Origin of the sequence: Streptomyces sp. S07_1.15, assembly GCF_020739505.1 — a bacterium.
GTDB classification, from domain to species: Bacteria; Actinomycetota; Actinomycetes; order Streptomycetales; family Streptomycetaceae; genus Streptomyces; species Streptomyces xinghaiensis.
Window position 1 is genome coordinate 565545 of the sequence record NZ_JAJBZK010000001.1, and the last position, 22601, is coordinate 588145.

The following is a 22601-nucleotide window of genomic DNA, read 5'->3' on the forward strand; positions in this document are numbered from 1 at the left end:
CGTCGGTCTTCGCCGGTCGTCGGCGCCTTCCGCCCGCCCTGCGGCCGGAAGGCGCTAGTGCTCTTCGGAATGGCGGCGGACGACGAGGTCGCCGCCGGCCCCCGGCGGCACGGTTCCGCCCAGGGCGAGGGACCCTCCGACGACCGGCTGACGTGCCGCGAGGTCGCCGTCCCCGGGAACCGGTGCGGGAACCAGCGCCTCGTGGGCGTGTCCCCCGCCGTCGGGGCCGGTGCCGTTGGGGCCCGGCCGGTTGAACTGCGTGTGGTAGAGCTCGGCGTAGAGGCCGCCCTCCGCCAGCAGTTCCTCGTGCGTCCCGCTCTCGCGCACCCGGCCCCCGTCGATGACGAGGATCTGGTCGGCCTCGCGGATGGTGGACAGCCGGTGGGCGATGACCAGCGAGGTCCGGTTGCGCAGCGCGGTGGTCAGCGCCCGCTGGATGGCCGCCTCGGACTCGGAGTCCAGGTGCGCGGTGGCCTCGTCGAGCACCACGACGGAGGGGGCCTTCAGCAGCAGTCTGGCCAGGGCGAGCCGCTGCTTCTCCCCGCCCGAGAGCCGGTATCCGCGGTCGCCGACCACGGTGTCGAGGCCGCTCGGGAGCGAGGCGACGAGGTCGCCGATCCGCGCGGACCGGCAGGCGTCGAGCAGTTCCCGCTCGGTGGCCTCGGGCCGGGCGTAGAGGAGGTTCGCCCGGATCGTGTCGTGGTAGAAGTGGGCGTCCTGGCTGACCACGCCCACAACGTCGCGCAGTGAGTCGAGGGTGACGTCGCGCAGGTCGTGGCCGTCGATGCGGACGGTGCCCGAGGTCGGGTCGTAGAGCCGGGACACCAGGTGGGTGGTGGTCGTCTTGCCGCCGCCCGACGGGCCGACGAGGGCGGTGAGCTTGCCGGCCGGCGCCCGGAAGCCGAGGTCGTGGAGGACTTCCGCCGTCTCCTTCTCCCGCTCGGCCGGGGAGAGCGCGCTGGACTCCAGGGAGACCAGGGAGACGTCGCCGGCGCGCGGATACCGGAACGACACCCCCTCGAACTCGATCTCCGGCGCGGGCCCGCCGTCCGGCGCGGGCAGGGCGACGGCGTCCGGGCTCTCCTCGATGAGCGGTTTGAGGTCGAGGATCTCGAAGAGCCGGTCGAAACTGACCATCGCGGTCAGCGCGTTGGACTGCATGGCGGAGAGCTGGGTGATCGGTCCGTAGAGCCGGCCGAGCAGAGCGGCCAGGGCCACCAGTGTGCCGATCTGGAAGACGTCGTTCAGGACCAGGCCGCCGCCGACGCCGTAGACGAGCGCGGTGGTGAGCGAGGCGAGCAGCGCCATGAAGATGAACGACAGCCGGCTGTAGACCGTCCAGACCACGCCGACCTCGCGCACGGTGCGCGCCCGGGTCTCGAAGGCGTCCGCCTCCTCGCGCGGGCGGCCGTAGAGCTTGGCGAGCATGGCGCCGCCCGCGTTGAAGCGTTCGCTGATGATGCCGCCCAGCTCGCCATTGGCCTGCATCTGCTCGCGGGAGTAGCGCTGGAGGCGCCGTCCGACGTAGATGCCGGGGATGACGAACAGCGGCAGCATGCCCACGGCGATCAGGCTGATGAGCCAGGACAGATAGAACATCTCGGCGAGTACGAGGACCACGGTCAGCACGCTGGTCGCCGAGGTCAGCAGGGTGCTGAGAGCCTGCTGGGCCAGCATGACGTCACCGTTCAGCCGGCTGGCGAGCAGACCGATCTGGGTCCGGGTGAAGAACGCCATCGGCTGCCGCTGGACGTGCTTGAACGTCTCGACCCGCAGATCGTGGCTGACGCCCTGTCCGATGCGCCCGGAGATGTAGCTCTGCCCGAGCTGCGCGAAGGCGTCGACGACGGCGAGTCCGGCGACGACGAGGGCGATGGTCGTGACCACGGCCATGTCGTCCCTGAGGATGCCGTCATCGATGATCTTCTTCAGCAGCAGCGGTGTGGACACGATGATGAGGGAATCCACCGCGGTGACGGCCAGCAGCAGGAACAGCGCACTCCGGTGCGGCCTCATATAGGCCAGCGCCCTGCGCACGGTCCCCGGCCGGAGCGTCTGTTTCTGCGCCGCGGCGGAATGCGGCCCCCCGACAGTGGGGCCACCAGGACCTTGGGTTATCAACACGCGACGGAAACCTCCTGCGTCGGCTCTTCTGCTCTCTTGGCTGCCATGTCACGGAATGGTCCGCGGGCCTGCGGTTTGCGGAGACGGCGGCCCGGAACGGGGCCGGTTACAACACAGCGATCAATTGCTTCCATCGGTTCCCACCGCACGAGGACCATACCGTTCTGCATTTACTGTCGGCCAGGTATGTCTGACGGGCCGGAAGAACAAGACGGGATGGACAGGGCCCTTACCGCGCCGGCGAAAAGAGGAACGGGTGTGACCGGCCGGACCGCAGATCAGGAACGGCCGCGCATTCCCTCCGGACCACTATCGGCCCGGAGTGCCGGATGCCGCACATTGCGCTTTTCCGTGGGGCGGAGGGAATTCCGCCGGCGAAGCAACCGGAAGACGGTGGTGCGCCGTGGACGGCGCCGCGCTGAGGGACTTTTTCAGAGCCCTGGAATTGGTGCAAGTCCCGCCCGCTGGACGGGCGGAGCCGCCGGTGGGCGGAGCCGCCGGGCGGACCGCCCGGCCGGATGCCCGCCCCCCCCCGCCGTCCAACCGGGCAGACTTTTCACTCGGACACCCGGACGGCTAGGCCGTCTCGGCGACCTTGCGCTCGACCCGCTGGGCGAACTCCGCCCACATCTCGGCGCATTCGCCCGCCAGCCGGGCCACGACGCCACCGCAGTGCGGCGGAACCTTGTCGATGATCGCGTCCCACTCCTCGGGACTCATCATGTGGACGGTGAGCAGCCGGAGCAAGGTGCGCCCGGTCTCGCTGAACCGCAGCGCCGGATCCGCCCGGAGCCGGTCCAGGACCGCCGCACGGTCCTGGACCGGGTTCCGGCAGGCCACCGCGGCGGGGCGGAGTCCGCCCCGGCCCGCGGCCGGGACCTCCGCGCCGTTCGCCCGCTTCCTGTTCCCGCGCCGCGGGCCCGGCAGCGGATCCTCGCCGCGCATCATCCGGTTCCGGACGTCGCGGACCGTCTCCGGGGAGATGGACGCGGCCCGCGCGACCTGACGGAGCGACAGGCTCGGGTCCTGGGCGATGAGCCGGCTGGCCAGCCTGCGGCCCTCGGTCCCGTTGACCGGGCGGACCCGGCCGTCCTGCCCGATACGGCTCACCTCGCCGGCCCGGCCCCCGGGCCGGCGCCTGCGGATCTCCGCGACCGTTCCGGGAGCGATGCCGGTGACCGAGGCGATCATCCGGTCCGACCACTGCGGATGCGAGGCGATGATGCGCCCGGCCGCGCGCTTCCGGTCCGCCGTCGTCAGCGGCAGACCGTGGGTGACGTTGGATTCCACGGCGAGGACGAAGGCATCGGCCTCGTCCCCCTCGAAGAACCTTGCCGCGATCTTGCGCTGCCCCCGGAGTTCGGCGGCTCGTACCCGGTGCAGCCCGTCGATGACCCGCATCGTCGAGCGGTGCACGGTGATGGGCGGCAGCGGGGTCTGCACCTCCGCCAGCGTTTCCACGTGCTCCGGATCCGCTCCGGAGGTCCGCGGCGAGCCGGCCGTCGACAGCGAGCTGATCTCGACTTCGACGACCATCAGTTGGTCGATCTGCGCGTGCCCGGTCAGTGCCAACCCAACTCCCCCTCGTGTTGCGATCTCACCCGTGCGCGGGTCCGCCGGCCCACCGGACGCACACCGCATCGCGGGGGCCTCCCTCCGGCCGCGGGGCGGCGGCGCAGCCGCCCCGCCGTTCCGCCGCCGGACGGCGTCCCCGGCTCCCGGCGGGGCGCGGCTTCCGCGGGCCCGCCCCGCCCGGCCATGGCCGGAACCGGCAGGTCCCGGTACGGAGTCCGCCGGTCACCGGTACGCCGCTCGCGGGACGGGCATCCCGTCCGCCCTCTCCCCCGGCCACCGGTCGGCACCGGCCGGCCCTGCTGCCGCCATGGATTCCGTTTCCGTATCGCCACCGCGGCGGGCGCCGCGTCCGTCCTCCGCCGCCGGCCGTCCGCCGGGACCGGGAACGCGGTGCGCGCTCCGGCGGCCGGACCGCTGGTTCTCCGGCGGTACCGGGGTGTGCGGAAATGCTTTCCCCACACCGCCGGTCACGGTGTTCGCGAAGTCGCCCACTGCTCCGCGGCGGAATTCCTCCCGCCGGTGTTCATCCCCCATTCCTTTCCCCTCAGCTCGTTTCCGTCCCCGTGAAGCGGAACGTTTTCCCCGAGCGGAGCACGCTCACCCTAACAACGCCCTATCCGGCCTGGTACCCCTCATCCACGGAGCCCCCGGAGGGCCGGGCACCCCCTACCGACCCCTATCGGTCCCCGCCCCGGCGCCCCTGCCGGCGCGCCGCTCCACCGGGAACGCGCCGCCCCCGCCCGGGAGGTGTCCCCGGGGCACGCGCCCCGGCGCGCTCCGCCCGGGCCCCGCGACGGCCGCCGGCCGGCACAGCGGTATCGAACCGGCGGAGCGGAACAGCCTGTCTCCCTTTCCGCACGGGTAAATTTCCGCCGGAGCTGACAAACCGCCGCGCCCGCGTATTCCGCGCCGCCCGCACTCCGCCCCGGGGAGGAGGAGCAGGGCGGAATTCGGAATTCCTCCCCGTGTTCTCACACTCCCGTACGCGCTCCCCCCGGAAGGGCGCAGGTGCCCGACGCCCGCGGCCGCCCGGAGGAACGGGAACCGCGCAGCGGCCGGACCGGGCTGCGGGCGGGGCGTGCGGCGGCGGGAGCGTCCGTGTGACGGCCACCGCGCAGCGGTGGCACCGGGGGTTCCGGAGATTCCGGTTACGGCCCTCCCGGGCGTGCCGGGCGCGGGTCCGGCGACCGCGGGTCCGGAGCCGGAAAGCGGGCACGGCAGCACCGGCCGGCCCGCCGCTCCGCCGTCCGTCCGGATACCGAGCAGTGCATCGCTTTCGGCGGTCAATTGTCCTCCGTCGCGCAATAAGAACAGGCCCCGGCCGATACGGTACGCGCAATTCCGATCACGCTTGACGTCTTTATAACGGCCATCCGGCACCATTGGGCAAATTTCCTGGTGAACGATTTTTTGATATGGCAGAATCATCACGCAGGTGGCCGGTCCGGACCGAAAGGGGAGCCGGCCCGCCATCTGGACACTCCAAGAATCAGCCGTGCGGGGGAGAAGTCGGCTCATGGACTTGGTGGATCGCGGTACGGAATTATCGATCATGGAGAACATGCTCGGCTCCTGTGTGGCCGGGCACGGCGGAGTGCTGCTGGTCAGCGGCGCGGTGGTCACCGGGAAGACCGCGCTGCTGCGCGCCTTCGGTGAGCGGGCGACCGCCGCCGGTGCACTCTTTCTGCAGGCCACGGCGTCGGAGGCGGAGGGCGACCTGCCCTTGGGGGTGATGGGACAGCTGCTGCTCGGCGCCGATCTGCCGGCCCCCGGCGCCCAGCGGGCGGCACGGCTGCTGGACCTGGTCACGGTGTCCGCGCCGGCGCGGCCGGCCGGAGGCGGACTGCCCGCCGTGGTGCGGAACGCGATTCCCCAGCTCTGCGGAATCCTGCTGGAAAAATCAAGGGAAAGGCCGGTGGTGATCGGAATCGACGATGTACACCACGCCGACGCCTATTCACTGGAATGTGTGCAATACCTGGCCCGCCGGCTGGACGCCGCGCGCATGCTGGTACTCCTGGGGGAGAACAGCGGTCACCCCACCGGAAATAGGCGTCTGCACGTCGAATTACTGCGCCTGCCGGGGTGCCGGAATATCCGGCTCGGCCCGCTCCGGCGGAGGGGCGTGGCCGAAATGGTCTCCGCCTACGGCCGGTCCGGGTGGCGGTCGTGCCCGCCCGTCCCGGACCTCCACCGGCTCGGCGGCGGCAACCCCCTGCTGACCCGGGCGCTGCTGGAGGACCACCGTGCCTCGGCCGCGGGGGCCGTGGGCAGGCCCCTCCCCCCGGTGCCCGGGGACTCCTTCGAACAGGCCGTCACCACCTGCCTGTACCGCAGCGACGTCTCGGCCCGGCGGACCGCCTGGGCTCTGGCGGTGCTCGGGCCGCAGGCTTCGCGGACCGAACTGGTGGCGGAAGTGCTCGGCATCAGCCGGGAGGCGGCCCGGCGCGGGCTGAGTGCGCTGACCGAGACCGGACTGCTGAGTACCGGCTGGTTCCGCCACGAGGCGGGGAGGTCGGCGACGCTGAAAAGCATGGACCCCGCCCACCGCGCCCGGCTGGAGGCCCGCGCCGCCCAGGTGCTCCACGAGCACGGCGAGGCGGCGACCGCGGTGGTCCGCCACCTGATCCTCGCGGAACCCGTGGACGCGCCCTGGGCACTGCCCACCCTGCTGGAGGCGGCCGAACGCGCCCTGGACGGCGACGAGGTGGACCTGGCCCTCGCGTGCCTCCGCGTCGCCCGCGACACCTGCGCCGACGGGCAGCGGTCCCCGGCCATCCGGGCCGCGATGACCCGGGCCGGATGGCGGGTCAACCCGGCCACCGCAGCCCAGCACCTGCCCGAGCTCACCACCGCCGCGCTCGAGGGCCGCCTCGGTCCCCGGCACACCGAGGAACTCGTCGGGCACCTGCTCTGGTTCGGTCAGGTGGACCGGGTCCTGGAGGTCCTCGGCGCCGTGGAGCGGAGCCGCGCCCCCGGCCGCACCGGGGGCGGAGGCCGGTACGGGCCCGACGACATCCGGCGCTGGATGGTGCACGGCTTCCCGGGATTCACCGGCCCGGTCCGGGCACGGCCCGGCCGTGCGGGGCCCCCGGACCCCGTCCCGGCGCGCACCACCCGCCAGCGGGCGGCGAACCTGATGAGAGCGGTGCTGGACGGGGCGGGTGAGGACGCGGTGGCCGGGGCCGAGCAGATCCTGCAGGGCACCCGGCTGGACGACCACACCGTCACGGCGCTCGTCGTCGCCCTGAACGCCCTCGTGCTCACCGACCGCCTGGACAGGGCGTCCTTCTGGTGCGAGGCCCTGGCCCGGGAAGCGGCCGCCCGCCGTGCCCCCATGTGGCAGGCGCTGCTGGCCTCCGTCCGGGCGCGGATCGACCTCAGGCTGGGACGGCTGGCCGCCGCGGCGGAGTCGGCCCGTTCGGCGCTCGCCCTGGTCCCCCCGGAGGGATGGGGAGTGGCCGTCGCCGGCCCGGTGGCCACCGTCGTCCACGCCGAGACCGCCATGGGCCGGCTCGACGAGGCGGCCGGCCGGCTCGGCGTCCCGGTGCCGGACCCGGCATTCCACACGCCCGACGGCCTGCTCCATCTCCGGGCGCGCGGCTTCCACCACCTCGCCGCCGGACGCCCGTACGCCGCGCTCGACGACTTCCTCCGGTGCGGCTACCTCATGGGCCGCTGGGGGTTCGACCTGCCCGCGCTGGTGCCGTGGCGCACGGATGCCGCCCAGGGCCATCTGGCGCTGGGTGACACCGCCGGGGCCCGGGCCCTGGCGGAGGAACAGCTGGCCATGGTGGGCCCCGGGCGCGCGTGGACCCGCGGGGTGTCCCTGCGGGTGCTCGCCGGGACGCTCGACCCGCTGCACCGGCTGCCGCTCCTGGAGGAGGCCGCGGAGATCCTGCGCGAGCGCGGTCACCGGCTGGAACTGGCCCGGGTGAAGGACGATCTGGCCCGCGCCCACCGCGAACTGGGGGAACGCGGCCGGGCCCGGTCGCTGGCACGCCGGGCACAGCAGCTCGCGCGGGAGTGCGGCGTCCCCGCCCCGCGGGTGGCCGCGGCGGCCGGCGCCCTTCCGGCCGGACGGCCGGAGCGGTCCGGTGACCCACGGCAGGGGCACGTCGAGCTCAGCGACGCGGAGCTGCGGGTGGCGACGCTCGCCGCCCGCGGGCACACCAACCGGCAGATCGCCGACAAGCTGTTCATCACGGTCAGCACCGTCGAGCAGCATCTGACCCGGGCGTACCGCAAGCTCGCCGTCCAGCGCCGGGCGGATCTGGCGGGGAAGCTCACCCCGGGCGGGGCGCCGGAAGCCGGGGGACCCTGCGGCGGCAGCACCTGCGACCAGCTGAACGCGGTCTAGCCGGCGCGGCTGATGCGGGGCGCCCGGGCCACCGCGCCCGCGCGCCCCGGCCGCGCCGCCGGAGACCAGGGCCACCAGCACCGCCAACGCCACAGTCACAGTCACGGTCACGGTCACGAGAACGGAGAGCAGGAAGCCGGCGGTCATGCCGGGGACCGTTCCGCGCGCCGCACGGGCACACCGCCCGGTGCGGCCGGCGTCGTGCGCCGGCCGCTCTCCCCGCCGTTCCCGTGCCGGCTCTGCTCCTGGGTGTCCACGGCCTCCAACTCCTCGTCGCGGAACCGGGTGTGGTGGTGCGTTGCGGATCCTGTCTACGAGGTGGACGGTCACACCGCGGTCCGAAAGTCTGTGACCGGGGAATGGCCTCGGACCCCGCACGGGGTCCCGCCGCCGGCGGTAGGCTGCCGCCCGGGGGCGTGCGGACGGGAGTCCGCGGACCGGCGCCGGCCGGAGCGACGGGTGCCCGGGGACCCGCCACCGGATGCTGTGACCGGTGTGTGACCTGCGATCGGGCAGTCTGCTCCATCATGATCGGTCTCCGGCGGCCCCGCCCTTCGGTCGTGACGCGTCGTACGGGGGGTGGGCGATGAGAGTGCTGGTGGTGGAGGACCACACCGAACTCGCGCAGTCGGTGGCGCGGGTCCTCCGCCGGGAGGGGATGGCGGTCGACGTCGTCCACGACGGCTCGGACGCGCTGGAGCGCACGATGGTGGTCGACTACGACGTCGTCGTGCTCGACCGGGACCTGCCGGGTGTGCACGGGGACGAGGTGTGCGGCAAGCTGGCCGCCCAGCCGGCGCAGGCCCGGGTACTGATGCTGACCGCGTCCGGCACGATCGCCGACCGGGTGGAGGGCCTCAGCATCGGGGCGGACGACTACCTCCCCAAGCCCTTCGCCTACGCCGAGCTGGTGGCCCGCATCCGTGCCCTCGCCCGGCGCTCGCAGCCCGCGCTGCCCCCGGTCCTGGTCCACGGCGATCTGCGGCTCGACCCCGCGCAGCGGATCGCCACCCGCGCCGGGGAGCGCCTCGCCCTGACCCCGAAGGAGTTCGCGGTGCTCGAGTACCTCCTCGCCGCGCAGGGCCGGGTGGTGTCGGCCGAGGAACTGCTGGAGCGGGTCTGGGACGAGGCGACCGACCCGTTCACCACCACGGTCAAGGCGACGATCAACCGCCTGCGTCCGAAGCTCGGCAATCCACCCGTGATCGAGACCGTTCCCCGGGGCGGCTACCGGATCTGAGGAGCCCATGCGACGTCCTCCGCGCTTCCCCCCGTCCCTCATCTCAGCCGTCCGCCGCCTGCTGCCCCGCCGGGTCCGCGTCCGCCTCACCCTGCTGTACGGGGTGCTGTTCGTCGCCTCCGGCGTGGTCCTGCTCACGATCACGTATCTGCTGGTCAGCCACTCCCCCGCCAAGTACGTCCTCGCCCGGACCGGTACCGGCACCCTGCCGGCGCCGGGCGGCGAGGGCGGTCTGACCCTGGGCCGCCCGGACGGCGGTTCCTCCGGCCTGCTCGACGCCGTCACCCGCGAACTGCGGGACCAGGCGCTGCGCCAGCACCAGGCGGAGATGCACCATCTGCTGGTGCAGTCGGGCATAGCGCTGGCGATCACGGCCGTGATCTCGATCCTGCTCGGCTGGCTGGTCGCGGGGCGGGTGCTGCGGCCGCTCCGGACGATGACCGGCACCATCCAGCGGATCTCCGCCCGCAATCTGCACGCACGGCTCGGCGTCACCGGGCCCGCCGACGAGCTGAAGGATCTCGCCGACACGGTCGACGGGCTGCTCGGCCGCCTGGAGACGGCACTGGACTCGCACAAGCGCTTCGTCGCCAACGCGGCGCACGAACTGCGCACTCCGCTCACCCTGGAGCACGCGCTGCTGGAGGAGGCCCTCATCGACCGGGAAGCCACCGTGGAGTCGTTCCGGTCGAACTTCGAACGGCTGCTGGCGATCAGCAAACAGCAGGCGCGCCTGCTGGAGTCACTGCTCACCCTGTCCGGCAGTGAACACGGCCTGGAGCACCGCGAGCCACTGGACCTCGCGGTCCTCGCCGGGCAGGTCGCGGACACCTCCCGGCCGGAGGCGGAGCGGCGGGGGCTGCGGATGCGGACTGCGCTCGAACCGGCACCCGCCACGGGTGACTCGGCCCTCGTCCTGCGGCTGGTGGCCAATCTCGTCGAGAACGCCATGGGCTACAACGTGCCCGGCGGGCTGGTCGAGATCACGACCGGCACCGCGACCGGGCGCTCCCTGGTCTCGGTCGCCAACACCGGGCCCGAGGTGCCGCCGGAGCAGGTGCAGCGGCTGTTCGAGCCGTTCCAGCGGCTCGGCCGGACGGCCGACGACGGCCACCACGGTCTCGGCCTGTCCATCGTCCGGGCCATCGCCATCGCCCACGATGCCGGATTCGCCGCCCGGGCCCGGCCCGGCGGCGGTCTCGTCGTGCAGGTCGCGTTCCCCCTGCGGGCGGACAGGCCGGGCCGGGACGGCACCCGGCGTCCGGCTCTCGCGGCGGCACAGGGCGGCGGACTCCCGGCCGGACCGCCGTGGCCCGGGGGGCGGGCCGATCCGGCGCGGTCCCGCTGAGTGCCCGCCGCGGACGGTCCGTGCCCCCGCCCTCGGCGGGCGGGTACAGTCGGCGGGCTCCGTCACCGACCGGAAGGGATCCGCGGCCCATGGCTTCGCCGAAGGCCCCCGACGCGCTCGACGCCCGCATCCTGGAACTGCTGCTGGAGCAGCCGCGGACGAGTGTGCGGGAGTACGCCCGGATCCTCGGGGTGGCCCGCGGAACGCTGCAGGCCCGGCTGGACCGGCTGGAGCGGGACGGAGTGATCCGCGACGAGGGACCCCGGCTGTCGTTCGCCGCCCTCGGCCATCCCGTGCTGGCCTTCGTCCACATCGAGGTCACCCAGGGGCATCTGGTGGACGTCGGCGACGCCCTGGCGGAGATCCCGGAGATCATCGAGGCGTTCTCGGTCACCGGCGGCGGAGACCTGCTGACCCGTGTCGTCGCCCGCGACAACGGCCACCTGGAGGACGTCATCCAGCGGCTGATCCGGCTCCCGGGCGTGGTGCGGACCCGCACGGACGTCGCGCTGCGCGAGCGGGTGCCGTACCGGGCGCGGCCGCTGGTGGAGTCGCTGCGCCGGGCCGCGGGCCCCGCCGGCTGAGCCTGCCGGAGGAACGGTCACGAACCGCCGGAGTCGGGCCCTGCGGCGGGCGGTGCGTCGTGTTCCCGCCCGACGGCGGGCTCGCCGGAGGAGGGGAGCAGCCGTGGGATGCCGTCGATGATCGGATAGCGGCGGCGCAGGCGGGGATTGTAGAGAGCGCCCCCGGCCTCGTCGAGGATCAGCGGGCCCTTGTCGAGCGGGCAGGCGAGGATCTTCAGCAGCGGGTGGTCGGGCTTCATGGCCGGGTTCCTTCGGGGGTGTGGGTGTCCGCGTCGTGCCGCGGCAGGGTGAGCAGGACCGTCAGGGCCATCACGGTGCCGCCGAGACGCAGCACCAGCCGCAACGGGTCGTCGGGCAGCGGCTCGTCGAACGCGATCGTGCCGCTCACGATGGTGAACACGCAGGTCACCGTCGAGCACACCGGGACGATCAGTGACGCCCGGCAGCGCTGCAGGGCGGTCTGCGACAGCACCAGTCCGCTGAACCCCGTGAACAGCAGAAGGTACGGGTAGGGGGAGGCGAACAGCGCGGGAACGGAGCCGAGGAGGTCCGAGGTGTCCAGCTGCCCGGAGACGCCCTTGATGGCGAGCGAGCTGACCCCGTAGAGCAGACCGACCGCCACCGCGTAGGCCACCCCGGTGGTCGGCTGCCGGTGGCGCCGGCGGGCGCGCCGCTCCGCGGCCGTGTACAGCAGCAGCCCGGCCGCGAGGGTCGGCACGCACAGTCCCAGCAGCATGCCCGCGGGCGCGCTGCGGCTGATCTCCTCGCCGGCCCCGTACAGCGAGGCCACCACCATCACCAGCGCCAGGCCGATGACCGCCACGGCACGCCGCTCACGACCGGAGGGGCGCTCGCCGAGCACCACCGACGAGAGCACCAGCAGGAGGACCAGCCCGGACAGGAACAGGCCCTGGGCAGCGGCGATCGGCAGGGTGCGGTAGACGGCCAGCTGGGCGGCGAATCCCAGGGCCAACGCCATCGCCCCGCAGATCCACAAGGGTCTGCCGGCCAGCAGGAGCAGGGCCCGGCCCGGATGTGCGGCGCTCAGCGGCGGCATGCCGGCCAGCGCCCGCTTCTCCAGGACGAAGCCGGTGCTGTACAGGACGTTCGCCACCAGCGCGGCGGCCACCCCCCACACCACGGGGCTACACCCTTCTCGCATGCACGAGGAGGATGGAGGCGAGGGACGGCAGCCCGCAGGCCAGGCGGTCCAGCGGGCGGAGCGGGCGCGGCACCCCGTGGAACGGCGCACCGGCGACCCTCACCACCTCGAACCCCGACGCCGTGACGAACTCGCGCAGGGCGCGCGCCGTGTACAGCCGCAGATGGCCCACCACCTCGCTGCCCGGCCTGCCGTGGATGCGGCGCAGACTCACCTCCGAGAACACCGGCTGGACTCCGGCGAGCAGCAGCCCGCGGTTGTACCAGGCGGCGAGGTTGGGCGTGGAGAGCATCAGGTGCCCCCCGGGGCGCAGCACCCGGTGCAGTTCGTCGAGCGCGCTGTCCGGGTCGACGAGGTGCTCGACGACCTCGCTGAACAGCACGGCGTCGGCGCTGCCGGAGGCGAAGGGCAGCCCACTGCCGGTCAGCTCGCCGCGGACGACGTGGCTCAGGCGCGGCGCCGCCCGGCGCAGCGCGTCCTGCGACCAGTCGATCCCCACCATGCGGTGCCCGTCCAGGACACGGGCGGCGGTCGCGCCCGCCGAGCCGTCCCCGCAGCCCACGTCGAGCACGGTCGCGGCCGGGCGGCCGGGCCCCACGGGCCCGAGCGCATCGGCCAGCATCCGGGCCTGGCGCAGTGTCCGGGCTTCCCCGGAGGCGACGGGAACGGCGGGGTTCTCGTAGAAGTCCCGCAGCCCGGGGGCGGGTGCCGTCGGCGAGGACACCGGCGCCTCGGACGGTGTCCCGGCGGCGGAGCCGGTGGGCGAGGGGGTCATGACGGCCTCTTGTGGTGGGACGGGGTGACCTCTGAGGCCGCCGACAGAGACTGGTCGAACAAGCCGGCCAGGTACGCGCCCGCCGCGTCACCGAGCAGCGCCCGCGACCAGCGGAGCGTCACGTGCAGGCGCCCGCCGGTGGAAGCCGCCGCGACGCTCAGCCCGCGCGGCATCCGCGCCGGTGCGGAGAACCACACGGCTGTCGCCCGGCCGGCGTCACCGAAGTCCAGGGCGTACGGCACGCGGCCGATGTTGGTGACCAGCGCCGTCGACGTCCAGGGCGCCGCCGCCCGCCGCGCGCTCCGGGTGAGTACGCCCCGGATCCCGACGGGCAGCAGCCGGGCGGTCAACAGGCTCGCCCCGGGCCCCAGTGGCGCGCCGTGGGAGGACTTGAGCGCGCGGGTGCGCCCGGCGGTGGTGCGCAGCAGCCGGACCACGGCTGCCGGGTCCGGCCGCTCACCGAGCAGCAGGTCCGTGTCGCGCGGGTCCTCGGAGGCCATGCCCACTTCGACGAGCCGGGTTCCGTTCCCCATCGGCATCTCCCTGCCGCGCGGGCGGTCGTCGACGGGCATGGTGATCCGCACCGGACCGGCCGGCCGCCCCTGCGAGACGTTCCAGCGGCCCACCATCAGTGACACGGCGACCAGCAGTTGGTCGTTGACGGTCCAGGGAGGGGTGCCTCCGGTCGGCGCCGCACGCTGCGGAACAGGCAGTTCCGCTTGCAGCATGCCGTTGCCCACGGCGCCGGCGCGCACCGGCTCGGGGCGGGAGTCCGGCGCGACCCGTACGGGCCGCGCGCAGACCGCGCGGCCGGCGCCGCCGGCCGCGCCCGGAGGATGACCCGGGCGGACCGACCGAACCGGCGCGGGAACCGGGGCCGCGGCCGCGCCGCCGTACTGTTCCGCGGTCGTGGCGAGCACCCTCAACCCCGAGGGGGCGTCGAGGGCCGTGTGATGCGCCGTCAGCAGCAGCACGGTCCGGGTCCGCGACGGCCCACCGCCCACCGACGGCTCACCGGCGGCCGTTTCCCCGTCCACGTCGACGACGTCCAGGCGCATCGGCGGCGAGAGGGTCAGCGGCGGGCATTCCGTCAGAGCCCGGGCCCGGGCCCGCGCCAACGCGCCGGGGCCCCGCCCCGCGAAGCTCACCGGGTCGCCGTCCGGTTCGCCGGTCAGCTCCCACACGAGGGACTGCCGGTGCCGGCGGCCGGGCACTTCCCGCATCAGCACCCTCGGGTGCGTCAGCAGTGCCCGGCGGAACGCGGTCCGCAGCCGTGCCGGGTCCAGCCGTCCGGGAAGGTGGACCTCGATGTGCACGGTCTCCGGTTCGTCGTCACTGAGGCAGTGCCGCGACACCTCGTCGGTGGTCGGAAAGGGAATCCGGACCCCGCCGGAAGGGGGTGCGCTCCCCCTCCCGGCGGTCTTCCACGGCGGGATCACGCGGGGCCACCGCCTCCCGGCTGCCGGCGGGGCGGCTCGGGGAACCCGTCGCCGCTGCTCGCCGGCCGGGCCGTGACCACCGGTCCGGCCGTCTCCGGCGCGTCGCGGCCGTCGTCGTCCTCCCGTTCCCGCCCGGCGGCCGCGGACGCCGGGCCTGCCGCCGTCACCAGGGCGGCGGACAGGGCCACCAGCGCCAGTACCTGCGCGAGGCCGCTGAACGCGCCGTGCCCGGCGGCGACCGGCTCCCCGGCGCCGAGGGCCGCGACGATGCCGGCTCCGGCCATCGCCGCCGCCGCGGTCGGCACCAGAACGGCCGGCCGGAACCGCGCCGCCACGGCGAGGACGGGCACCACCAGGGCCAGCGGACCCGCCGCCACCGCGACGACCGCGGTCAGCGCCAGCGTCCCGAGCACCATCCCCGGGGCCGCCGGCTCGGGCAGCCGCTCGCCGGTTCCACCGGCGTTGCGCCTGCGGCCCGCGAAGGCCAGGGCGACGAGCGCGAGGAGCGCGATCGCACCGCCGATCAGGGCTGCCCGGTACGGCCCGGAGGGTTCGAACTCCAGGTTCACCGTGCCGGACGCCCCGGCCGGGATCAGCCAGGCCTGCTGCCAGCCGTCGAGACGCACCGACTCCAGCTCCGTGCCGTCCAGGGTGGCCTTCCAGCCGTCGTTGGCGTTCTCGTAGGTCTGCAGGTACGCGGCCTCGCCGGCACCGGCGGACACCGAGACGGTCCGGCGGTCGTCGGTCCACTCGGTGACGGTGGCCTCGCGAGCCGATCCCGCCATCTCCTGCGGAGTGCCCCGGGTCAGCGTGACGTCGGTGATCGCCAGCGGGCCCGCGTCACCCGCCTCCACCGCGTGGTCGCCGGGCGGGAGTTCCAGGGTGCCGTCCTTCTCCTCCCCCGCGCAGAGGCTGACGGCGACGGGACGCCGCTCGGTGAGGTCCCGGACGGATCCGGAGGCCTTCGTCTTGTGCAGGACACCGCCGACAGCGAGGACCGGGCCCTCACCGCACGGCAGCGAGAAACGCGCGGACGGCTTCGGCCGCGGCACCCGCAGATCGGCCAGGGCGGGAACATGCACCTCGCTCAGCCCGACCGGCAGCTGCAACTGCGCGTCCGCGACCGGATTGTGGACGGTGAGCGGGGCGGTCCTGCTGACCACGATGTCGAGCCGGTCCGTCTCGATCTCCGGGAAGCGGACCCGCCCGTTCTCGTCCACGTCGGCCGTCGCGGCACCGTGCGGAGAGCTGATCATCACCTGCTCCGGCCGGGTGGACACCCCGCCCGCCGGCGCGAGGATGATCTCGTCGATCTTCTCCTTCTCGGGCCAGCTCAGGTGGATGCCCGGCCGGTCGCCCGCGATCCAGGCGGTCGTCAGATCGCCGTCGACCAGGTTGCGGGCGCTGAGGGACATGCCGTTGCGGCTGGTGGAGTCCACGGAGGCCGTCACCCGGTTCTTCGGTCCGGGAGCCGAACGGTCGAGCAGTTCGTCCAACGGGCCGCCGGGTACGGCGACGGCTCGCGCCGACACCTTGTACTCGCCCGTTTCCTCGGTGCTGAACTGCCGGTGCAGTCCCACCTCGGCCGACGCCGGCGACAAGCCGCCCGCGTCGGTGCCGCGGTGCAGGGAGTACACGCTCGCCGCCGCGTCGGTGTCCTCGGCGTCGGCGGGCAGCAGCAGCATGCGCGTCACCTGCACATCCGGGATCGACACCTCGGAGAAGCCGGCCCCCGACAGGCCCGGCCGGGCCTGTTGCGCGTCAACGATGCTGATCTTCATCCAGGAGGCCTCGCCGGCGGGCGCCTTGACGGTCTGCGGCGCGCCGTTCGTCTGCAGCGGGCTTTCGGCCGAACCGCGGTCGGTCTCGATCCGCACCCGCGTGGGCGCCGCGCGCATGCCGTCGCCCGGCAGGGGCGTCAGCTGGATGGAGGCGGGGATGTCGGTCGGCCGGGAGAAGTCCACCTTGAGCCACTGTCCGGCCGGCTCGCCCGGGCTGCCCTCGGCCCACGCGGTGTCCGGGTTGCCGTCGAAGGCGTTCACCGGGTCGTACTGCGGCAGGTGGAACAGCCAGTTGCCGCTGCTGGAAGCCGTCACGGACTCGGCACCGCGCAGCTCCGCGGTCGTCTGGTGTTCGGTGCCCTCCGACGGCAGGATCTGCTGGGGCTTCTCGCCCGGGTTCTGCAGGCTGCCGGAGTGATTGCGCTCGTCCGCGGTGTACGTGTACGAGGTGTTGTTGTTGACCAGGCCGAACCGGGTGTCGGCCCGGCGCAGCCCGTCCGCGACCGCCTTCACCGGTGCGGTGACGTCCTGGGGAAGACCGTCCCCGGCCAGTACGGCCGGCCGGCCGGTCATCGAGGGGTCGGCGGACAGCTGGAGCAGCGCCTCGGGTCCGCCGCTGACCACGGCCGTGTCGGCCGCGGCGGACACACCGACCCTGCCCGGCCGCCCGTCGCGGTCCTGCGGCTCATAGATCTCCACGGCCCGGAGCCGCGGATAGAGCCCCTGTACCTGGAGCGGGGTGCCGGCGGCGATGCGCCCGCCGGTCACCAGCGGGCCGAACGCGGCGACCTTGCGGTAGCCGGACGACTCCAGGGTCCGCTTCACCGTCTGCGGCGGGACATAACCGATCTGGTCGGGGTCGAGGTCGTTGCGGACGACCACCTCGTGCATCCCGGCCCGTGCCAGGTACGCCTGGAGGCCCGGAACCTCGGTGCCGGACAGCAGCGCTTGCTCGACGGCGTCCGTCATACGACGCGCGCCGGGCGTGCCGAAGGGGACGAAGTCACGCTGCGCCCAGGGGGTTTCGGCCAGTACGTCGAACGGCTGGTCGATGGGGGAACCCCAGGTGTAGATGCCGTGCGCCGTCGCCGGTACGACCAGTGCCCGGCTCTCCGGGGCGTTGTCCTCGAGCCAGCCGGCGGCCTTCTCCCAGTGGGTGGGCAGCTGGGTGAACGCCCCGGGCTGCAGGATCGAGCCGTTGACGTACGGCAGCACCAGACCGGGCAGTACCAGCGCCGCCGCGGCCGCGGGCACCCAGCGGCGACCGGGCAGTGCGCGAGGACTCCTGCTCACGGACAGCACGGCCGTCAGGTGGGCCAGTCCGAGGGCGAGCGCGAGGGCCAGCCCCGGCTGGAACTTGTAGATGTTGCGGAACGGCTTCAGCGCCCCGTTCAGCCAGTCCTGGACGACACCGTGGAACGGACCGCCGAAGGCGCCGCCGTACCCGGCGAGAGTGATCAGGACGACGGCCAGAACGGTCAGCAGCAGCCAGCGGCGCTCCGGCAGGTCCCGGCGGGCCAGGCCCGCCAGCCCCAGCGCCGCGGCGAACGCCGAACCGAGGATGGTGACGACGGAGGTCGCGACGGTCCAGCCGGCCGGCAGCCATGCCTCACCGAAGTTCAGATAGGCCACCCAGTTGCCGGCGCCGCGCAGCAGCTCGGTCGCGGACATGGTGGCGGTGGTGGTGTCGGCCTGCTCGACGTACGGCATGAAGTTCTCGCCGTAGAGGCCGAGCAGGAGCAGCGGCACCACCCACCACACGGTGGCCAGCACGACGCCCGGAATCCACCAGCCCAGCAGCGCGCGACGGCGCCGGCCGGGCGGGCGGCTGAGCAGATACAGGCCCACGGGCAGCAGCGCGGCCAGCGTCGAGGCGGCGTTCACCCCGCCCATGAAGGGGATCAGCAGGGCCGAACGTGCCGCGGCGATCCGGGGGCTCAGCGCCGCGGAGGTCAGGGGCAGCAGGACCCAGGGCAGCAGGGCACCGGGCAGCGCGGCGGCGGAGGTCGATCCGATGACGATCGTGAAGGTGGGCCACAGCGCGTACACCACCGCTCCGAGCAGCCGGGTCGCGGGTGTACCCACGCGCAGCCGTTCGGCGAGCCTGAGCGCGCCCCAGAAGGCGGCGGTCACGATGACCGACAGCCAGAGCCGCTCGGCCAGCCACACGGGCACCTGCAGCAGGTCCATGAACGCGTAGTAGGGGAGCGCCGGGAAGGCGTAGCCGATGTACTGGTTGGCTATGCCGCCGAGGCCCACATTGCCGTTCCACAGCGAACCGAGGTCGCCGATGAAGCGCTGGGGATCGAGGGCGACGCCGAGTTTGGTCTCGAACGTCATCTTCCCCGGGGACACCGCGAGGAAGCACACCAGCACGACGGCCCAGAAGCCGAACAGCAGGCGTCGTCCGCGCGGGGTCCCGGACGTCCCGGACGGCGTCGGGCCGGGCTGGGGCGCCCGGGCGGGCGCCTGGACCGCAGTGGTCATGACCGTTCCTCGCTTCGCTTGCTCATGGGCGTCGCCTGAGAATCAGCAACAGGTTCCAGGTGGCGATCTCGCGGAGTCCCGGCACCCGGGTGATCGTGCTCGCGAGGAACGGCCAATAGCGGGACCGTGCCGTGACGACCTGTACGTCGTCGCGGCCGCGGACGTGCCGCAGGGTGGGACCGATGTGGACGGGGAACAGGTTCTCGCCGACGGTGTGCTTGGCCTCGCGGCCGGTGCGCCGTCTGTAGCGTGCGCGGGCCCGGTCGGCGCCGAGGTAGTGCCAGGGCGCGCTCTCGTGACCTCCCCAGGGGGAGAGCCAGTTGGTGAAGGACAGGTAGATCAGTCCGCCGGGACGGGTGACCCGCGCCATCTCGCTGATGAACGTCTGCGGGTCCGACACGTGCTCCAGCACATTGGAGGAGAAGCACACGTCGGCCGCGCCGTCGGCGAGCGGCAGCAGATAGCCGTCGGCGAGCACCGCGTCCTCGGTGACCGGGCCGCCACGGGCGTTCAGCTCCCGCAGGTCGGGTTCGAAGAGGTAGCTCTGCGCGCCGCGGCGGCGGAACTCCTCGGTGAAGTGGCCGCTGCCGCCGCCGATGTCGACGACGATCTTGCCGGGCAGGTCGATGTGACGCGCCACTTGTGCGACCGAGTCACGGGCCAGCAGGGTGTAGCACCGCTCGGGATGGCTCTGTTCGCGCAGGAACGCCCGGAGGAGAGCGGCCGACCGCTTGAGCGACGGATCCTTGAAGGCGCGTTCGGTGATCTCGGGCATGGCCGCTCATCTGCCGCGTCTGGGGGCTGTGGCGACCGCGGCCGCCTCGGCGGCGACCGCCTGGAACTGACGGACCGTCGCGCTCCAGCGGAAGCGCCGGGCGCGGTGCTCGGCGGCACGTCCCATGGCTGCGCGCCGGTCGGCACTGAGCGCCAGGGTGCACCACGCGGCGGCGAACGAACTCTCGCCCCGCGCCAGCACCCCGGTTTCTCCGTCCTCGACGGAGTCGCACAGGCCGGGTATGTCGAAACCGATCGCGGGGGTGGCCCGTGCGGCCGCCTCGGTCACGACCAGTCCCCACCCCTCGACGAGGGAGGGGTGCAGCAGGAGCCACGCCTCGCACATCAGCCGGTGCTTCTCGGCCTCCGACACCCGGCCGGCGAACGTGACCGCGGGGCCGGCCATGGCTTCCAGCCGCTCCCGTTCGGGGCCGTCGCCCACGATGACGAGCCGGCCGCCGGTGACGGGGCGGACCCGCTCCCACAGCCGGAGGAGCAGGTCGATGCGCTTGTACTCCACCAGCCGGCCGACGGCCAGGAACAGCGGTTCCTCCGCCTCGGGCAGCAGCGGGCCGGGGTCCTCGACGCCGTTGTTGACGATCCGGATGCGGTCCGCGGCCACGCCGATGCCGCGCAGCTCGGAGGCAGTCGACTCGGAGACGGCCACCATCAGGTTGTCGCGGTGGGTGCCCGTCAGCGCCCAGTGCTCCAGCCTGCGGCCGAGCCGGGCCGCCGGGCCCGGGTAACGCATCTGCCACAGATCCGTGTGTACATGGTTGACCAGGCACAACGTTGGTCCGCGGTGCCACAGCGGCGCCAGGTACGGCATGCCGTTGCACACTTCGACCAGCAGGTCGCAGTCGCCGACCTCGCGGGCGAAGGCCGTCCTGGCCCGCAGGAAGTGACCTGCGTCACCTCCCGCGGAGACCACCCGGTAGGGGCGTTCGGCGGCCGGACCGCCGCACAGGAGCGTGACCTCGTGGCCGCCGGCGGTCAGACCGTCGGCTATCCGGTCGATGAGCAGTTCCGAGCCGCCCGCGGCCTGGTTGCCCAGGTCACGGCGGGCGAGGAAGGTGATCCGGCGCGGCAGGGGGGCCGGCACGGACGCGACGTGCGGGTCGGCGGCGAGCGAGTCGGTGACTCGGCTGCCGGTGCGGGCTTGAGCGGGGACGGAAACGGGATTTTTCCGACCAGAGGGGTCCAGAGCGGACGTGCGCTGGGGCATAGAGGTGCTCCAACTCGGCGGCTGCGGGGGCAGACGGGTGAGAGATGGCCGGGCTTCCGGGATGAAGCGCTGGGCTGGCTCGGTGTGCGGGTGCTGCGGGTGCTGTCGGGTGCTGAGGGTGCCGGACCGGGACGTGCGGTCGATGTGTCAGCACCGGGGTGGTGGCGGACTCCTGAGGGTGGAACTCACAGCGGAGACACTGGATTACTCGGGGGTAACGTCAGTGTTGGTTCAAGCGACTCGTTCCGGCTACGTCCGCCGGTGACAAATTCGAGCTGTTCGACAACCCGTTTTCATCACTTTCTGAGTATTCCGGCTGCCGACGGCCGCGGATCACCAGCACGGCACCGGCGGCGGCGAGCAGACCGCCCACGATCCCGCCCCCGAGCGGCGCGGTCTCGCCGAGCAGCTTCAGCCGGCCGGCGTCTTCGGAAGCGAGCTTCACCTGCTCACGCCGGGTCGCCTCGGTGAACTCCAGCCGCTTGCTGGAGAGCAGGGTGACGGCGTCCTTCTTCGAACCCGGGGCCCGCAGCGTCTTCGTCGGCGCGATCAGCGCGTTCATGATCCGGCCCGTGCGCGGTTCCACGGTCAGCTCGATTCCCGTGTTGGAGTACCACTCCTCGGCCAGCACCTGCCCCGACTCCGGACGGCCCACCAGCGTGCCGGGCACCTGACGGGTGCCGGTCCTGGTGGCCTTCACAGTGCCGGTGAAGCGGTAGCCCTCGTGCCCGTTGATCTTGGTAACCCCGTCGAACTTCAGCGGCACGGTGCCACCCCGGGTGCTGTCCCACCAGGCGTAGGTGCGCTTCTCGACGTCGAACGGGAACTTCAGGTAGGCCTCGCCCTCGAACTCGGGCTTCTCCTCGCAGCAGTGCACCGGCAGGTTCGTCCGGCGGTCGGTCACCCAGCGTTCGGTGGTCCACTGCAGGGATCTCCGCGGGTCGTCCAGCGGCAGCGTCTTCGGCGTGTCGATCTGTGTCGACACGTCCCAGACCGCGTTTCCGCTGCGCTCGCCGGCGGCTACGTCCCCCAGCACCCGGCGGGTGATCGTTATCGTCTTGTCGTCCACCGTGGTGACGGACTCGGTGTCGAAGTAGCTGCCCTTCCCCCGGAAGACCGTCGTGGAGTTCACATCGGTCGGTGTGCGCTTGGCACGCGGCTCCACGTACCAGGCGAGCAGTTGGGTGAGCACCAGCAGAAAAACTCCGGCACCCAGCAGAATCAGGGAAAGAAGTGATGTGGAACGGCGCATGCGGATACTCCGATACGGGCGCGAGATGCGGGGGTGGTTCATGGGCCGTGCGGGAAAGGCCGCACGCACGGAATTCAGCTCGCCCGATGGCGAGGAGTGACTTACCCGGGAGTAACAGTGCCTGTGAACGGCGAAATTAGGCGGAGCTTGACCGCCTGTCAATGCCCGCGCATACTGACCGCGCCGGACCGGGCCGGCGCGCTGGGTGACAGACCTCATCGACTGAGAGGCCGATCATCCTCATGCCCAGACTGCTCGCCGCCTTCCTGACCTGCATCGCCTCCGCCGTTCTGGCCACAGGCGCCGCCTTCGGAATCGTCGCCGCTCTCGACGCCACACCCGAGCAGCAGAATGTGCCGCTCGTCACGTTCCCCGACCCGCCCGCCGACGGGACGTCCAGCACGCCGGGCCCCGGCTCGGACTAGGTTGGAAGGACGCGGGCCGGCTGACCGAGCGGTATGCGGACCGGACATCC

The 22601-nt window shown here is 73.1% G+C and carries 15 protein-coding genes; 5 read left to right on the top strand and 10 right to left on the bottom strand.

Annotation, left to right across the window (positions count from 1 at the left end):
* Nucleotides 1–54: 54 nt before the first annotated feature.
* Both LIX60_RS02425 and LIX60_RS02430 read right to left on the bottom strand, forming a co-directional pair.
* Nucleotides 55–2016: an ABC transporter ATP-binding protein gene (locus LIX60_RS02425; protein WP_227962587.1), complete on the bottom strand. Its 1962-nt coding sequence runs from the start codon at nt 2014–2016 to the stop codon at nt 55–57.
* 684 nt (nt 2017–2700) lie between these two features.
* Nucleotides 2701–3696 carry a ParB/RepB/Spo0J family partition protein gene (locus LIX60_RS02430; RefSeq protein ID WP_227956980.1) on the bottom strand — a complete coding sequence of 332 codons (996 nt, stop codon included), beginning with the start codon at nt 3694–3696 and terminating at the stop codon, nt 2701–2703.
* Between the two features lie 1519 nt (nt 3697–5215).
* On the opposite strand from LIX60_RS02430, the gene LIX60_RS02435 reads away from it, so the two are divergent.
* The 4 genes from LIX60_RS02435 to LIX60_RS02450 all read left to right on the top strand — a co-directional run bounded on the left by LIX60_RS02435 (nt 5216) and on the right by LIX60_RS02450 (nt 11231).
* The gene (locus LIX60_RS02435) at nt 5216–8059 is read left to right on the top strand and encodes an AAA family ATPase (protein ID WP_227956981.1); all 2844 of its coding nucleotides are present in this window, start codon (nt 5216–5218) and stop codon (nt 8057–8059) included.
* A 586-nt stretch (nt 8060–8645) separates the two neighbouring features.
* Complete coding sequence (locus tag LIX60_RS02440; protein ID WP_125623171.1) at nt 8646–9299, top strand: response regulator transcription factor; 654 nt, start codon at nt 8646–8648, stop codon at nt 9297–9299.
* Between the two features lie 7 nt (nt 9300–9306).
* The gene (locus LIX60_RS02445; RefSeq protein ID WP_227956982.1) at nt 9307–10647 is read left to right on the top strand and encodes a HAMP domain-containing sensor histidine kinase; all 1341 of its coding nucleotides are present in this window, start codon (nt 9307–9309) and stop codon (nt 10645–10647) included.
* Nucleotides 10648–10736: 89 nt separating this feature from the next.
* A complete protein-coding gene (locus LIX60_RS02450; RefSeq protein ID WP_227956983.1) occupies nt 10737–11231 on the top strand; it encodes an Lrp/AsnC family transcriptional regulator in 495 nt (164 codons plus the stop codon).
* Between the two features lie 17 nt (nt 11232–11248).
* Here LIX60_RS02450 and LIX60_RS02455 read toward each other — a convergent pair whose 3' ends face one another.
* From LIX60_RS02455 to LIX60_RS02490, 8 genes are all read right to left on the bottom strand, one after another.
* On the bottom strand, nt 11249–11470 hold the full coding sequence (locus tag LIX60_RS02455) for a Trm112 family protein (RefSeq protein WP_227956984.1): 222 nt from the start codon (nt 11468–11470) through the stop codon (nt 11249–11251).
* On the bottom strand, nt 11467–12393 hold the full coding sequence (locus tag LIX60_RS02460; protein WP_227956985.1) for a DMT family transporter: 927 nt from the start codon (nt 12391–12393) through the stop codon (nt 11467–11469). The genes LIX60_RS02455 and LIX60_RS02460 overlap by 4 nt, the downstream gene beginning before the upstream one ends.
* Entirely contained in the window at nt 12377–13168 is a 792-nt protein-coding gene (locus tag LIX60_RS02465; protein ID WP_227956986.1) for a bifunctional 2-polyprenyl-6-hydroxyphenol methylase/3-demethylubiquinol 3-O-methyltransferase UbiG, read from the bottom strand. Before LIX60_RS02465 ends, LIX60_RS02460 begins: the two co-directional genes overlap by 17 nt.
* Nucleotides 13165–14523 (bottom strand): condensation protein, encoded by a 1359-nt coding sequence (locus LIX60_RS02470; protein WP_227956987.1) that lies wholly within the window; start codon nt 14521–14523, stop codon nt 13165–13167. The genes LIX60_RS02465 and LIX60_RS02470 overlap by 4 nt, the downstream gene beginning before the upstream one ends.
* A gap of 80 nt (nt 14524–14603) precedes the next feature.
* Nucleotides 14604–18875, bottom strand: coding sequence for an alpha-(1->3)-arabinofuranosyltransferase family protein (locus LIX60_RS02475; protein ID WP_227956988.1), 4272 nt, complete (start codon nt 18873–18875; stop codon nt 14604–14606).
* Nucleotides 18876–18897: 22 nt separating this feature from the next.
* Nucleotides 18898–19650 carry a bifunctional 2-polyprenyl-6-hydroxyphenol methylase/3-demethylubiquinol 3-O-methyltransferase UbiG gene (locus LIX60_RS02480; protein ID WP_227956989.1) on the bottom strand — a complete coding sequence of 251 codons (753 nt, stop codon included), beginning with the start codon at nt 19648–19650 and terminating at the stop codon, nt 18898–18900.
* A 6-nt stretch (nt 19651–19656) separates the two neighbouring features.
* Nucleotides 19657–20874, bottom strand: coding sequence for a glycosyltransferase family 4 protein (locus LIX60_RS02485; protein ID WP_227956990.1), 1218 nt, complete (start codon nt 20872–20874; stop codon nt 19657–19659).
* 220 nt (nt 20875–21094) lie between these two features.
* Nucleotides 21095–22126: a DUF3068 domain-containing protein gene (locus LIX60_RS02490; RefSeq protein ID WP_227956991.1), complete on the bottom strand. Its 1032-nt coding sequence runs from the start codon at nt 22124–22126 to the stop codon at nt 21095–21097.
* A 242-nt stretch (nt 22127–22368) separates the two neighbouring features.
* Here LIX60_RS02490 and LIX60_RS02495 point away from each other — a divergent pair, with 242 nt between their 5' ends.
* Complete coding sequence (locus tag LIX60_RS02495) at nt 22369–22551, top strand: hypothetical protein (RefSeq protein ID WP_227956992.1); 183 nt, start codon at nt 22369–22371, stop codon at nt 22549–22551.
* Nucleotides 22552–22601 lie beyond the last annotated feature (50 nt).